This window comes from Ectothiorhodospiraceae bacterium BW-2 (assembly GCA_008375315.1).
Lineage (GTDB): Bacteria > Pseudomonadota > Gammaproteobacteria > Thiohalomonadales > Thiohalomonadaceae > BW-2.
The window spans coordinates 1,276,545-1,291,238 of sequence record CP032507.1 but is presented as its reverse complement, the minus strand read 5'-3'; the positions used below and the strand labels follow the sequence as shown (position 1 = coordinate 1,291,238).

Below are 14,694 nucleotides of genomic sequence, written 5' to 3'. Positions count from 1 at the left end.
ATCGACGATAGACCCACTAGCGGCACCGTCACTCATCTCTCCTTCGCTCTATTCAGGGTTGGATAGTTGACCTCCAGCGACCCCACCCCCTCCTCCGGTAGAGCGGGGTTAATCCATACCTCAGTAGGGGGTTGCTTAACCTTGGGCTCACCATGAATAAAGCGTTTCGGATGCTGCTGATAGGCCTGCTTCAGCGCCTGTTCACGCTGCTCGCTAACCTCCTTGTAACGACCGGTAAATACCTGCTCTGGAGTGAACCACGCAATCCCTCGATGGTGGTGGTGGAAACAGTACCAGTCAACATAGTCACTAAACCATATTCTGGCATGGTCAACTCCTGTCAATCGTTGAGGATAATCGGGTTGTTGCTTGAGTGTTTTAAATTGACTCTCGCTAAACGGATTGTCGTTACTGACTCGTGGACGGCTGTGGGAGCAGGTGATCCCCAGTTCGGCCATCAAGTCGAGATAGCCTCTGGCGGTCATCGGCACACCTCTATCCTGATGCAGTGTTAAGCCACTGAGCGCGACCCGATAGCGAGCCGCTGCGTCACTGATTAACAGCTTGGAGAGCTCACTATTCTCCTTCCTTGAGACCATCCAAGCCACAATAAAACGGCTGTAGAGATCCATCACCACATAGAGATTCAAGAAGTTACCCTGCTCTGTGGTGGGAAGCTTAGTGATATCCCATGTCCAAACCTCATTCGGTCGGGTCGCCCGTAATCGGGGGATAGCGTGTGATTTGGCCGGTTTTTGAGCTCGCCGCTCTCCCGTCTGTTGATTAGCACGAAGGATCCGATACATCGTACTGATTGAACAGTAATATTTCCCTTCATCCAGCAGGCTAGCATAGATCTCTGCCGGAGGTTGGTCATAGAATCGTTCGCTGTTCAAAAGCCCCAGAACGGCTTGCCTCTCTGCCTCACTCAGCGCATTGGCTGCGACGGGTCTTGGAAGGCTCGCTCGGGGGGAGACAACCGGAGCCTGTCGGCGGTAGTAGCCTGCACGCGAGAGCGCTAGGCTATCGCAAGCGGCTCTTATGCTCACCGAACTGGGGCACTCTTTTTCAACTAATCTCATAAGCTTATCTCTGTGTTCATCTGCTCCAATAAGCTGAAGGCTTTTTTTTGGAGCGCAATCACCCCTTCGGTCTGCTGTAACCGTTGGCTAAGACGCTGAATTTCCTTCTTTAAACGCTCTATCTCCTTATCTCGCTTGTCTAGGCTCGGTTTGCGACCACTCTGTTTCCCTTTCAGGCCAGCCTGCCCCTGTGCTTGCAGTTGTCGGCGCCATTTGGTCAGATGGGAGCTGTAGATCTGCTCTTTGCGCAGCAGCTCGCCTAGCTGACCCGGCTCCTTGCACTGCTCTGCTTCTGCTAGGATCCGAAGCTTCTCTTCCTCACTAAATTTGCGGTAGGAGCGCTTCTCTTCATCGGGGTCGGTAACCTCGTTGGAGGGTAAAACGGTAGTATCTTTGGGCATCGTGTATCTCCTCTGTTGCCCCCCTGATTCTACATTCATTTCTCATCAGGGGTGGTCTCAGGGTATCTTGACACTCAGGGGCGTAGTTAGCTTTAAAATTTTATCAGATTTACTCTGATGCATATCGGCAATTAACTCAACCACTTCTCTTATTATCAATGGTTCACCAGAGCTAATATTAATTATACCCGCTGTATTTTTTTTTGCCAGTATTAAGAATGCGTGTGCTACATCGGATACATGCAAAAAATCGCGATAGCTATTAGCGTTAACTCCAAATGGTTTTTTTTCATTGCGAAATACAGAAAATAATGATGGGATTAACCGGGTTTCTGGTTCCCCCTTACCATACGGGAAAAAGACTAGTCCCCATGCTAACGGTACATTATGCTTGTTACAGATAATTTTGATTAACTGTCTGGTTGCATCTTTAGGCCTTGTTCATCGTTCCGTCAAGCTTGCGGTTTCTATTATGCCCCTCCAACCAAGTGTGATTCAAACCGTGCTTTTTAAACGACCATCTCTTCCGGTAATCCACGGCGTGTAGGGGCGGGTTTCAAACCCGCCCCTACGAAACCCGGGTCTTGTTCATCGTCTCGTCACCCTCATGAGGCATGATTCCCTCGCCTTCCCTCTCCGCCTTTCCCAGAGGGAAGGGGGTGGAGGGGAGCTGACGAAGAGATGAACAAGGCCCATCTTTAGCAATACCATAAACTGTACTTGGATTGGTTGGGGTTAACTCTTCGTCACAATAGCCATAACTCCAATCATACTCAGCACAGGTACCCGAAACAGTAATATGTTCTCCGCCATGTTCTCAAAACGCTTCGACTAATCGTGTTGTAGCCTGCATCCAATCTAAGTTAAGTGGCGATGACCAATACTTTCCATGTTCGGCATACCATGCTAAATGGATTAGATGTGTTGCCTGAGCTGTTTTGACAATATCGGCAAAGTCGGATGTTGCTAATAGATCAGCTGTAATGTGATTTCTGTATCTATCTGGATTACTCCTGCCAAGAGTGACAAAGTCGATCGCTTGCTGTTGTAACTCTTGTACAATATAACGACCTATAAAGCCGGTTGCGCCTGTCAGTAAAATTCGCATAATTAAATCTTAATTATAGACACCGGAATCTGTAATAGGAATTTGGAAAATTCTAGAATTCATACATTCATACTCACCTACAAATATCCCCGACTGCTCCACTTTACCGGTTACATTAAAAATCTGCATCCTCTCCAATCCTTCAAAGCGATTGATATAGGCATAACATTGATCGCCCCAGCCATTCGCTGCTGCATCAGTAGCATATTTAACTTCAAGCTCTGTAATCGAAGGCTTAGTATAGAGAATTCTTGGCTTCATAATGTCACCTCACCAAAACCATTTGCATCCAACTGTACTGAAACAAAGGCGACAGTCCCAACCTCATCAATTTCAGCATATTTTTCGCTCCATTCATGACAGCCATTTTGTGTCGCCCTATCTGTTTTGATTAGAACCGGATCCGTACTATTCTGCCCTAACTTTTCAGTTTGATAACCGATAACACATTGTACCTTACCAGAAAGGGTTATCTCCAGCACTCCGGCAATCGCTTTTGCGTGCAGCCATGCACCGTGCCACTGCTGCTTTATCTTGCTCCACTCTTTAGATTTTACCTGCTTTTTTAGCTCAATCAGCGTGATTCCCCAACGCCCTCCCTCTTCCTGCTGAAACAGAATCCCATCCGCTCTTTTCGGGTTACTGAAAATGAACGAAGTATTAGGCGAGTACTGGAACAATACCCCCCTCGTTTTCAGGTTGAGCGTCATCTCAGCGAAGCCATCATTCGCTTTTTCAATAGCCTTAAGCTGCCGTCCTTGTGACCAAGCCTCTTTCTGAAAGCGTTCAGTTTTCATTGAGTCGCATCGATCGCTGCGTTAATTGAGAGCGTCTGCTGACTCAGGCGAATCAGCGTTTCATTAAATGAGGTTGCCGCAATGCCATCTAGGGAGATGCTTAAGGGTGTAATACCCGTTTTATGGTGTGCATCGCTGACAGCAAAATAGTAGCCCCTCACATCATCGGGTTTGATACACTCCTCTTTCTGGTATCCGTGCTCTCCTCTTTGTGCGTTATTGAGTGAGGATGCCTTAACCTGATTACTTAGCTGTTGCAAGAAATTATCACCATGAGTGGTGAGCCAAACCGGTAGGCCTGCGTTAACAAGTTGAATCAGTGCCTTGGCAAGTACAATCTGCGCCTCAGGGTGCAGATGCGCTTCTGGTTCTTCAATCAGCAGGGTTCTGAAATCCTCACGGCTGCGCAAAAAAATGAGTAGAGGCGCTAGCTCTGTCACCATGGAAGAGGTAAGCCATATCGGCAGGTTCAGATCTGTTTGGTTAACAGGACTATATTGGTAGTCTGGCAGCGGCGCACCATCGGGTCGAATGGTGCCCATCACAATCTCCTGCTCGATTCTATCCGCCACATCGGAATGCGTCCCTTTTTCATGGAAACTGAGACCAAATAGTCGTTGTAAAAATCGTCGGACAGGCAAAATAAGTGGCATGGCGTGTTCTGCTCCCGGCAGACTAGCAATGCCCATCGTGGCAGTTGCTAATGTTTTACGCATTAACATAAAACCGGTACGCGCTGCGGGCAGATAGAGGATCTCCCCCCGTGGCGCAGCACCAAATGGCTGTGTTGGCGGAAACAGTGGCGCACTCAGGTCGTCCATTACCAGCTTCCAGGTAAGATAGCGAATCATACGATAGCGGGCAGCCTTGCCGATTTTTTTTTCATTTAATGGAAAACGGACATAATCTTTGCCTGCAGAGAAACGCGAAGTTGAATCCCGTTGTCCTTCATCCCAGCGTAATTTCAGCGGAACCGTGCGCTGATAATCTTTTATACGCAGACTTTTAAGCGGAACCTGACCCTCTCCAAAGAGTGCATCAGTGAGCTTGCCTCGGTGTTGATTTAGCGATTCACTAAACCAAGCGATAAACATATTGGCAATCGCCTCATCAATAGGGACACCTTGACCAATTTTTTCTGATAGCCACTCATCACAGCGTTGGTAGGCTGTGTTTTCAGGAACATCTTCCGGAAATAACTCGCGCCCTAATGCGATGACGCCCCACAGCAGAGCCATAACATAACTTTTTCCGGTGTTGTTCTGACCGGTAAAGATCATCATAGGGGCGAGAGTAATCTCACCTCGATCGATACGACCTAAACTTTCAAATTGTAGTGTCCAACGCTGTTTCACTGTAATCCTTGCGAGATAGTTTTGTTACACGATCGTTAAGCTCGGCACCGCTACCACAAACTTTCCACCCCATTCACGAATGTAGGTTAGCTGTTTTTGTACTTCCGGAGCAATGTTCCACGGCAAAATCAGAATAAAATCGGGCTTTGCTTGCTGAATCGCCTCTGGCGCTAAAATGGGTATGTGGCTTCCTGGCATATATTTACCCTGTTTAGCTTGGGCTGCATCGCAGACAAACGGGAGTAAATCGGGCTTTACACCACCATAGTTTAACAGAGTATTGCCTTTTGCCGCAGCCCCATAAGCCGCAACCGTTTTACCTGCCCCTTTCTGTTCAATTAGAAACTGTAGCAGCTCATTTTTTACCCGATCTGCGTTCTGTTGAAATTGGGTATAGGTAGTGACTTGCTGTAAGCTACTTTGGATCTCTTGTGCTAACAGTTCGTTTACCGCAACTGTCGTTGCACGCTTATCTTCATCGTGGCAACCATAGATTCTCAGGCTGCCACCGTGGGTTGATAACTGTTCGACATCCCAAATGCGTAATCCAACACTCTGGAAAATCTGACTGACGGTTTGTAACGATAAGTAGGAGAAGTGCTCATGATAGATCGTATCGAACTGGTTATACTTCGACTGGGCATATCGGCAAAGACGGCGACATTTTCGTAAAAGCCGATCCGCTCTATCGGGGTATCTCGGCTGCGTTGCATTTCGACGACAATATCGCCATGGCTGCCCGCTATACCACTGCGCTCTAGCTGTAACTCCAAAGTGTTGTAGCGCTCGGTAACCGCTTGTGGCACGGTCTTAATTTCGCTAATTGCTACCTGTGGTGGCGGAGTGCGGTAGTTAACCACAACCGGAATGGAGACCGACATCTGCATATTCAGTTGGAACTGCAGCCCCTCGGCGTTCTCCATGGTTGAGACTGAAGTGGGTTCAGAGATATCGCTTTGGACTTTAAACAGCAGATGGGTACGGTATTCACCCGGCTGCATATTAGCCGAAGGCTGAAACTGTACCCGCACGCTTTGGTTGGAGTTAGCCGGTACAGTAATCCGTCGTGGTGAGACCCGCAGCCATCTTTGGGCACTATTGTAGTTCGGTTTTGCATCACCGCGAAGTGTACTATACACACCGCTACTATTCATATTCTTTTCAACCCAGTCTAATAGATAGGTTCTGGAACCGTCACTGGTATTATTAATCGTAACCGAGGCGACACGGCTGTTTTCGTCCAAATCGACCCGAATCGGGCTGACTAACATCTCTGCCGAGAGCGGTGTTAGCCAAAGTAGGATGACAACTAGGGTCATTTTTTGTAACAGATTGTTTTGAAATGTTAGTAGTTGACTTTTCATGTTGGTTTTTGCTCCTTACCTAAACAGAGTGGTCGATTAACGGAATCGGCCCTAATACTACCGTCAGAGGGAGTTGGAGTCCACCTGTTAGTCGGCTATTTCACGACAATCGAGCATCGCCTCTCCCAGGCGCTAAGTCGCTTGTGGCTGTTAAGTGCTCTCTCCCTAAATAGTGGTAGATTAACGGAATGAGCATTAGTGTTACCGGTAACGAGGTGGTGAGTCCACTAATGAGTGTCGTGGCGAGTGGTTGTAACATCTCCGCTCCTGAGCCCTGATTGAGCGCTAGCGGTAGCATACCTAGAACGGTGGTAAGGGTGGTCATTAATATCGGTCGCAGTCGCAGGCGAGCCGCCTCTAAAATCGCCTCCTGTTTGCTAAGCCCCTGTCGATGGCCGATTTCAAAATATTCGACTAATAAGATGGCGTTATTAACCACAATACCGGTGAGCATAATGGTGCCCAAAATCACCGGCATCGAGAGTGGCATCGCAAACAGCTCTAGCCCGCCCGCAACGCCGAGTAGGGCAAACGGGATGGCTAGTAGAATAATGATCGGGTTACGAAGCGATTCGTACTGTACTGCCATCACCACAAAGACTAAAAAGATCGCTAATAGCACTAGTACCTGCCCCCGCTGCTGGCTCTGCTCAATCTCCTCACGAGCTCCCGACTCATAGATAGTGTAGCCTTCGGGCAATTCTAGAGTGGTCATGAGCTCATCGAGCTGTTGATAGAGCCGATCTTGGTTAACATCGCCACGAATGGCGGCGGTGACCTCAACCACTCGCTGCTGGTTATCGTGCAAAATTTCGGCGGCCATGGTGGTTAGCCCTAGTTGAGCGACCTGGTGGAGATAGAGGGGGGTCTGTTCGATTTGGCCTACGACCAGATTTTGCAATAGCTCTAAATCGACCTGTTGTGGTGGGGTGAGGCGTAGCTCCATCTCTATCGGATATTGACCGCTGAGAAGATCGCCGGCCCGTCGCCCCTGTAGGGCGTCGCGAATGGTCTGATTGAGCTCATCGACGGCAATGCCGAAGCGTTGCAGTGCGGCTAGATCGGGCTGAATCTCTATCTGTTGTAGTCTATCTTCAACGCTATGGCCGATATTACTCAGCCCCTCAATGTTATTAGCTAACTCGCTACTTAGTTTTAGCGCTAGAGTGGCTAGGGTATCGAGGTTATCGCCCTGAATGCGCAAGGTGAGATCTTCATCGCCACCGCCGAGCCGAATGCCGCGAATCCCGCGGGCAAAGACCCGTATCCGAAAGCCGGTTAAATCGAGCCCTTTAAGCGCTTGGTTAAATTGATCGACCCACTGTTCGACTGTCAGTGGCCGTTCGGCGCGGGGGAGTAGGGTGACATTGAAGAAGCTGCGGTTAGAGCGCTCAATGGTGGTGCGGCCAAAGATAAAGCCGCCCACCACGACCCCTTGGGTGGCGACATGGTGATCTTGAGCTAATTTAGCTTCGATTTGGCTTACCATCGCATCCATATCGGCCAGTGAGGTGCCGGGATCGGAGCTAATGCTAATCACCACATCGCCGTTATCGATGGCGGGAAGAAACTGCTCAATACCGCCCATTAGCCGAGGTACCGCCAACCACATGCCAGCTAGCAGGGCAGCGATGAAGAGTAGTTGCAGCGTCTTTAACCGAAGTAGGGCGCGTAGCAGGGCGCTATAACCGTTTTGTAATAGGGCCATGAAGGCGTTAAAGAGCTGCTGTAGCCGGTGGGCTGAGCTACGGCTGTGCATCTGGCTAGAGAGTGCCGGTACGAGGGTTAAGGAGAGGAGTAGCGAGGCGAGTAGGGCGGCGGTAATGGTTAAAATGAGCTCCCGAAACAGCAGCCCTATCAGGCCGCCGATGAGTAGAAACGGTAGCAGCGCCGCCAGGTTGGTCGAGGTCGAGGCGACGATTGCACTCTGAATCTCAGCGGCTGCTAGCGCCGCCTTCTGCTGCTTGTTCCCCTTCGGATCTTGTTGGTGGCGGTGGATATTCTCTAACATCACAATGGTATTATCGAGCAGTAGTCCAACACCGAGCGCCAGACCGCCTAGGGTCATAATATTGAGACTTAGACCGCTGCTAGCCATGAGGATAAAGGTGATCATCATTGCAAACGGAATCGCGGTGCCGATGATGAGGGTTCGACGCCAGTCGCCTAAAAAGAGATAGATAATCGACATCGCCAATAGAATCGCGCTCATGCCGGCCATTTGGGTGCTATGGATGGCGGCAGCGACAAAGCTCCCCTGCTCCTGGATAAAATCGATGCGAATATCGTCAGCAAAGAGCCCCTGCTGGCGCAGGTCGGTGAGTTTAGCGCGCACGCCATCGACGACGGCGACACTATTGGCTAGCGGCAGCTTTTGAATGGAGAGCTTAATCCCCGATTCGCCATTGAGCCGTACTTTGATGCGCTCTTCGCTCCCCCCGGGCCAGATTTGGGCGAGCTCTGCGAGAGCCACGCTTTGCTGGTTGCCGAGTGGGATGGGGAGCTGGCGTAGCTGTTCGAGGGAGGTGAAGCGGTTGTTAATATAGCTCTCTATCTCAAAGTTGCTAAAGCGGATGACGCCGGTTGACTGCTGTCGGTTGGCGCTAGTTATCGCCTCAGTTAGCTCATCGAGTGTGAGTTGGTAGTGGAGTAGTTTGAGCGGGTCGGGGAGGATAGTGATGCGCCGCTCGCCGCCGCCGCCGATTTCGGTCGAGGCCACCCCGGGAATGGTTAAAAAGTGGCGCGACAATTGATACTCCACCCAGTGGCGTAGCTCGGCAGTTGGTCGGGTCGGGCTGCTAATAATCAGTTCGGCGACGGCGATTTGGGAGGGATCGCGCTTAAAGATGATCGGCTGTTCCGCCTCATCGGGTAGGAAGCGCTTGGCGCGATCGAGGCGGGTGCTAGCGTCACGCAGGGCGATATCAATATCGTATTCGTAGGGGAAGGTGAGATCGATGGCGCTACGGCTGTTGCTGGTGTCGGAGCTCATTGAGATAACCCCTTCGGTAATCGCTAGCTGCTCTTCGAGTTGGCGGGTAATCTTATCCTCAATTTCGACCGGCGTACTCGCTTCGGTGGAGACGCGAATGCTGATCTCAGGGTAGATAATCTGTGGCAGTAGATCGATCGCCAGTCGATCGAAGCCGAACCAACCGAGTACCAAGATGGTTAGCGCCAACATGGAGACCCCAACTGGGTGGTAAACCGACCAGCGGGTGAGACCGGAGCCTGTTGCTGTGGCCATTGTATAGTATAGAGTCGTGTGGTTTAGTGGGGTTGCGTTAGGGTGCGGCTAATCGAGACCGGCCGCTTTGGTGCTAACGAGGAGAGGCCGGAGACGATGACCCGCTCCCCCCCCTCTAACCCAGCGATAATGGTCGCTCCCGCCGAGAGGAGTTGGCCGATGGTGACGCTGCGCCGCTCGACCCTGTTGTCGCTATCGACTAGATAGAGGTAGCTCCCCTCTAAATCGTTTTGCAGGGCGTTGAGCGGTACCATGAGTTGCGGGGGGTGTTGTAACTCTAGTGTCGCCTCTAGCCACTCCCCCAATTGGTAGGGAGGGGTGGTCGGCGGCAGGGTGAGATCGATGTGTGGCAGTAACTCTCCAGAGACTATCAGAGGGTAGCTCTGTTTGAGTGTCGTGGTGAGCGTGGTGCCATTAAGACGGCGTAGCGTTAGCGGGTGGGCCGGCTGTAGCTGCTGTAGTAGGGGGAGGGGCAGGGTGAGGCGGGCGACTAAGCTCTCGGTGGCGATAAGCTCTAGTAGGGGCGTGCCGCTACTGATCCAGCTCCCCGGCTCCTGTAGCCGTTGTGTCACCTGTGAGGCAAAGGGGGCGGTCACGCGGTGGAGTGCTAACCGGTGGCGCAGAGCGGCAAGAGTCTGCTGCTGAATCGTCACCTCGGTGCGGGCGGCTAGAACCTGCTCTTCGCTGGCGATTTTACTCTGTGCTAACTGCTGTTGCCGTTTTAGATTCACCTCGGCCTGCTCTAATCGTCCGCGGGTGGTGGCGATGTCACTCTCAATGGCTGTGGTATCGAAGCGGGCGATAAGCGCCCCCGGTGAGAGCCTCTCCCCCTCCTGCGGGGTGAGCTGTTCTAGTCGGGCCGCCACCGGAGCGATGAGCCGACTCTGTTGCAGTGCCACCACCTTACCGTAGAGGGTATAGCGCTCTGTCGGCTGCTGCAAGGTTGTCTCAACCACCTCTACTGGTGTGGGAGGGCGCTCTTTACCGGCAGGAGGGGCGGCGATGAGTGGGGTGGTCAGCAGCAATAGGATCCAGGGTAGCGGTCTCACCTGTTGCTCAATTCATAAACATCGCTAATTTGCGCTGGTACTGTTTTACCATCGGATCGTCGCTGCCTAAGAGCCCAAAGATAACTAGCATCGCTTTGCGACCGGCTTGATCTTGGTAGTTTTTATCGAGTTGCACCACTTTTAGGAAGCTGGCTAGGGCGGTTGAGTAGTCGCCATCGAGTGCGGCACAGGCCCCTTCGGCGTAGTGGCTAGCTACCCCCGCTGCGGCACTATCTCGTTGTTGGCAGGCGCGGTTAAAGTGGCTCATGGTGAGTAGATTTTGGGCAGCATCGTAGTGATCATCGCCCATTTTGATGGCGGAGAGGAGTTCAGTGCCCTCATCGGTCTCGCCCTGTTCAAACAGGAAGCGGGCGACATCGAGTTTAAGCGCACTATGGTGCGGATGTTTAGCCATCAACGCCTCATATCCAGCTTTGGCAGCGACTATATCGCCGCTCTGTGCTAGCGTGTTGAGAGTGTCGAGCTCACGGCCAAGTGCCGAGCGCATATATTTTTCTAAGAAGGCGCGAATCTCACTCTCGGGCAAGGCGCCTGAGAAGTTATCAACGAGCTGGCCGTTATAGTAGAGCCGCACATCGGGAATGCCGCGAATGCCATGTTCGGCCGCTAGCTGCTGCTCCTGCTCGGTATCTATTTTGGCTAGGGTATAGCCATACTCTGGGGCGAGCTGCTCTAGTAGCGGTTTGAGAACTTTACAGGGGTTACACCAAGGTGCCCAAAAATCGACGACGACATAGTGGTCGGCAGAGCCTTCGATAACGATCTGTTGAAAGTTACTGGCGTTCACATCGATAAGTTGACTCATCTAGCTCTCTCTCCTTACGGTTTGTGTTAGTCACGAAAATGCATAATTTTATGGATGTTGACTAGCTGATTTTCGGTATCACTCTGCAGTAGCACTTCACCATCATAGTGGTAGAGGTTGGAGAGCTTATCGGCAGCGCGAAAGGCTTCAATCTGGCTAGCCGCATTCATCACATGCAGTAGTTTGCCGCTCTGTTCGTGGTAGGTAATCGACCAGTGGCCCTGATAGACACGGATTCTTAGCGGCCATTTGCTGTAACTTGGCTCTTTCATGGCGGGTATCGGGTAGATCAGGCGTCGGGTGCGACTAGATGATCCAGCTCTCCCTCCATGTGCAGCTCTGTGAGTTCGCTAAAGCCGCCAATCCAGCGATCATCGATCACTATTTGTGGCACTGAGCGGGCGTGGTTAGTCTGCTCTAACATCTGCTTTAGCTGCTCACGATCGATATCGACCCGCGCTTCATGGTAGGGGATCTCCCACTTAGAGAGCAGGGCTTTAGTTTTATCGCAGATCGGGCAGGTGCCGGTGCTGTAGATTTTAACGCGCGGTTGAGACATGGTTAAGGCTCCTTTAACTAGCTTATTGAAGCGGAATGATCGGTGGGGTAGAGGGGGATTTGGGGGGGGTAGGCTCCGGTTGCAACTGCTGCATCAGCCCCATGGCGGCAAAGGCGGAGATAATGTCGAGATTGGTGTTAAGTGAGTGGCCGGCACCACTACCGCTGCCGGCGACATAGTTAGTTGGCATCTCGATCTTAAAGTGGCGCAGATTTTGGTAGAGCTCGGCGGCAATATCGCGATTAATTTCAGCTAAATAGACCTCTTTATTGGCACCATAGGCGGTATATTTGGCGGCGATAATCGTCGCCTCGGCGTTCCCTTTGGCTAAGATCGCTTCGGCCTCAAATTTGGCCGACTCGGCGTTGGCCTTTTGAATATTGCGGTTCGCTTCGGCAATCTCTAGCTCCTTCTGTTTTTGAATGACCGCTAGATCTTTGAGTTTCTGCTGTTCGACCCGCTCCCTTTCTGCGATCTGCTTGGCGATTTCGACCTCTTTTTGTTGGGCGATAATCGCTAGCTCTTTAACGCGCTGGGCATCTTGTACGGCACGGGTGCGCTCAATCTCTTTCTTTAGCTGCTCGGTTTTAGCTTGCGCTTTGGCGGTCTCCTGCTCCTGAATGGTCTTGATGCGTTCGGCGACTAGCCGTTTTTTGTCGGTTAGGAGTGTGTTGAGTTGCGGCTCCGGCATTGGATCGCCTACGGTGACCTGGGTTACCTGAATGCCATACTGATCTAGCGGGTTGACTTGGCGTTGCAAGGTGCCGTCGTCATTTAATAGCGGTACCGTTTTCCAGACTAGCTGTTGGGTGCGGCGCAGTTTGGTTGAGTCGTCCTGATCCATGCCGACCGGGGCGAGATCGGTCTGCTCTATCTCCACCTGTTTGCGTTCGGTAATATAGATGCCGTTGCGTAGCTGATCCTCCATTTTGGCCTTAAACTGGTTTAATCCCCCCTGAAAAAACTCCTCGCCGGTATATTGGGTCGCGGTAATGACGGTGACATTGCGGGCGTTTTTAACTAGCATCGAATCGACGAGATTCTCAAAGTTACGAAACTCACGATGCATCTGCATCAGCTTCTCCGGATTGGGAGAGAGTTTAAAGCGGAAGGTGGCTGGAATGGTGCCGGTATAGGTGTCGGCAAAGCGGACGCCGATAGCATCGAGCTGGCGGGTGGTAATATCGCTATCGGGGTGGCCGAAGGAGAGGGTCATTACCTGTTTATACTCAGTCACGCGAGAGAAGCCGGGCAGGCGAAAGTGGATACCCGGTTCGGTATAGACCGAGAGTTGGCCAGAGATGTTGTTTTGATAGACATAGGTGTAGCCGGCATCGGTCTGAAACCAAGCGCTGTTAATGAACAGAAACGCAACTAGAATCGCAATGGCGGGGATAACACCGAGTTTGATAATGTTGGCGGTACGGTTAGATTGGGCGGTATCGCTCATGCTGTTAATTGCTCCTTCGGTTTCAAATGAGGGCCGGTTTCACTTCTCGTTGCGTTCACGCATCATCTGCGAGCGAAACCAAGCCAGTTTATCGTGCAGTTTGACCACATGGCCGACAATAATTAGCGTCGGCGGCAGTACCTCTTCGTGGGCTATGATCTCGGCCATTGTCGCTAGGGTGCCGGTAAATTGGCGCTGTCTTGGGGTGGTGGCCTGCTGTACTAGGGCAATCGGGGTGTCGCTCGCTAGGCCGTGCTGCTGTAGCTGTTGGCAGAGAATCGGCAGCCCCTTGAGCCCCATATAGAAGACTACGGTCTGGTTGGGTTGGGCTAGTGCCGGCCAGTTGAGGTTCATGGTGCCATCTTTTAGGTGTCCGGTGACAAAGATGGCCGACTGAGAGTAGTCGCGGTGGGTTAGGGGGATACCGGCATAGGCGGAGGTGCCGAGAGCGGCGGTAATGCCGGGAACGACCTGAAAATTGACGCCGTGGGCGGCGAGGGTCTCAATCTCTTCGCCGCCGCGACCAAAGACAAACGGATCGCCCCCCTTAAGCCGGCAGACGCGCCGCCCCTGTTTGGCGAGATCGACTAACAGTTGGTTAATCTGATCTTGCGGGACACTGTGGTGGTTGCGCTCTTTGCCGACATAGATGCGTTGGGCGTCGCGGCGGGTCAGTTCGAGTACTTCGGTCGAGATGAGTCTGTCGTGGACGATGACATCGGCCTGCTGCATCAATCTTAGGGCGCGAAAGGTGAGTAGATCGGGATCGCCCGGCCCGCCACCGACGAGATAGACTTCGCCGGCAGGGAGCGTATCTCCCGTCTCAATCGCCTCGCGGAGTGTCGCCTCGGCCTGCTCCTCCTTGCCGGCAAATATCTGCTCGGCGACCTCGCCTTGCAGGACTCCTTCCCAGAAGTGGCGTCGCTGGTTGACCGACTCAAACCGGCCCTTAACCTGCTCCCGAAACCTCTCTACCAAGGTCGCGAGTCGGCCATAGGCGGCGGGGAGGGTCGATTCGAGTCGTGAACGCAGCAGTCGCGCCAATACCGGCGAGGCACCACCGGTCGAGATGGCAATCTGTACCGGGGAGCGATCAATGATTGAGGGCATAATAAAGCTGCCGCTATCGGGGTTATCGACCACATTGACCGGAATATGGGCTGCGGTAGCGAGGGTGGCGATCTTTTGGTTAATCTGGGCATCATTGGTCGCGGCGAAGACTAGATCGCACTGCTGTAGGTGGCTCTCGTCAAATGGATTTTTAATGAGTGTGACCCGATTATCTTCGGCCATCTGCGCCATCGCCTCAGTAAAGCGGGGGCTGACCACTGTGACGCGGCTGCCGGCTTCGAGTAGCAGGGCGACTTTACGGGTTGCGACATCGCCGCCACCGACAACCAGAGCCTGGCGGCTCGCCATATTCAGAAAAATGGGTAAAAAATCCATGCCGTTTCCA

The 14,694-nt window shown here is 52.1% G+C and carries 15 protein-coding genes and 1 pseudogene; all 16 read right to left on the bottom strand.

The window, feature by feature from the left end; genetic code table 11:
* Nucleotides 1-32: 32 nt before the first annotated feature.
* The gene (locus D5085_06145) at nt 33-1,082 is read right to left on the bottom strand and encodes an IS3 family transposase (protein ID QEP42741.1); all 1,050 of its coding nucleotides are present in this window, start codon (nt 1,080-1,082) and stop codon (nt 33-35) included.
* The gene (locus tag D5085_06140; protein ID QEP42740.1) at nt 1,079-1,522 is read right to left on the bottom strand and encodes a hypothetical protein; all 444 of its coding nucleotides are present in this window, start codon (nt 1,520-1,522) and stop codon (nt 1,079-1,081) included. The genes D5085_06145 and D5085_06140 overlap by 4 nt, the downstream gene beginning before the upstream one ends.
* 18 nt (nt 1,523-1,540) lie before the next feature.
* Nucleotides 1,541-1,894, bottom strand: coding sequence for an NAD(P)-dependent oxidoreductase (locus D5085_06135; protein QEP42739.1), 354 nt, complete (start codon nt 1,892-1,894; stop codon nt 1,541-1,543).
* A 406-nt stretch (nt 1,895-2,300) separates the two neighbouring features.
* Nucleotides 2,301-2,591 (bottom strand): NAD-dependent epimerase/dehydratase family protein, encoded by a 291-nt coding sequence (locus tag D5085_06130; protein ID QEP42738.1) that lies wholly within the window; start codon nt 2,589-2,591, stop codon nt 2,301-2,303.
* A gap of 129 nt (nt 2,592-2,720) precedes the next feature.
* Nucleotides 2,721-2,852: pseudogene (locus D5085_06125) on the bottom strand (glutamine--scyllo-inositol aminotransferase).
* Nucleotides 2,849-3,388: a hypothetical protein gene (locus tag D5085_06120; protein ID QEP42737.1), complete on the bottom strand. Its 540-nt coding sequence runs from the start codon at nt 3,386-3,388 to the stop codon at nt 2,849-2,851. Before D5085_06120 ends, D5085_06125 begins: the two are co-directional and overlap by 4 nt.
* The gene (locus D5085_06115) at nt 3,385-4,743 is read right to left on the bottom strand and encodes an ATP-binding protein (protein ID QEP42736.1); all 1,359 of its coding nucleotides are present in this window, start codon (nt 4,741-4,743) and stop codon (nt 3,385-3,387) included. The genes D5085_06120 and D5085_06115 overlap by 4 nt, the downstream gene beginning before the upstream one ends.
* 24 nt (nt 4,744-4,767) lie before the next feature.
* Nucleotides 4,768-5,355, bottom strand: a complete 588-nt coding sequence (locus D5085_06110; GenBank protein ID QEP42735.1) for a hypothetical protein — start codon at nt 5,353-5,355, stop codon at nt 4,768-4,770.
* Nucleotides 5,241-6,107 carry a hypothetical protein gene (locus D5085_06105; protein ID QEP42734.1) on the bottom strand — a complete coding sequence of 289 codons (867 nt, stop codon included), beginning with the start codon at nt 6,105-6,107 and terminating at the stop codon, nt 5,241-5,243. Before D5085_06105 ends, D5085_06110 begins: the two co-directional genes overlap by 115 nt.
* A gap of 100 nt (nt 6,108-6,207) precedes the next feature.
* Complete coding sequence (locus D5085_06100; protein ID QEP42733.1) at nt 6,208-9,354, bottom strand: efflux RND transporter permease subunit; 3,147 nt, start codon at nt 9,352-9,354, stop codon at nt 6,208-6,210.
* 23 nt (nt 9,355-9,377) lie between these two features.
* The gene (locus D5085_06095) at nt 9,378-10,415 is read right to left on the bottom strand and encodes an efflux RND transporter periplasmic adaptor subunit (GenBank protein ID QEP42732.1); all 1,038 of its coding nucleotides are present in this window, start codon (nt 10,413-10,415) and stop codon (nt 9,378-9,380) included.
* Nucleotides 10,411-11,229, bottom strand: coding sequence for a co-chaperone YbbN (locus D5085_06090; protein QEP42731.1), 819 nt, complete (start codon nt 11,227-11,229; stop codon nt 10,411-10,413). Before D5085_06090 ends, D5085_06095 begins: the two co-directional genes overlap by 5 nt.
* Nucleotides 11,230-11,255: 26 nt before the next feature.
* Nucleotides 11,256-11,501, bottom strand: a complete 246-nt coding sequence (locus D5085_06085) for a hypothetical protein (protein ID QEP42730.1) — start codon at nt 11,499-11,501, stop codon at nt 11,256-11,258.
* Between the two features lie 17 nt (nt 11,502-11,518).
* Nucleotides 11,519-11,788 (bottom strand): glutaredoxin, encoded by a 270-nt coding sequence (locus D5085_06080; GenBank protein ID QEP42729.1) that lies wholly within the window; start codon nt 11,786-11,788, stop codon nt 11,519-11,521.
* A gap of 22 nt (nt 11,789-11,810) precedes the next feature.
* On the bottom strand, nt 11,811-13,238 hold the full coding sequence (locus D5085_06075) for a hypothetical protein (GenBank protein ID QEP42728.1): 1,428 nt from the start codon (nt 13,236-13,238) through the stop codon (nt 11,811-11,813).
* A gap of 39 nt (nt 13,239-13,277) precedes the next feature.
* Nucleotides 13,278-14,684 (bottom strand): uroporphyrinogen-III C-methyltransferase, encoded by a 1,407-nt coding sequence (cobA, locus tag D5085_06070; protein ID QEP42727.1) that lies wholly within the window; start codon nt 14,682-14,684, stop codon nt 13,278-13,280.
* Nucleotides 14,685-14,694 lie beyond the last annotated feature (10 nt).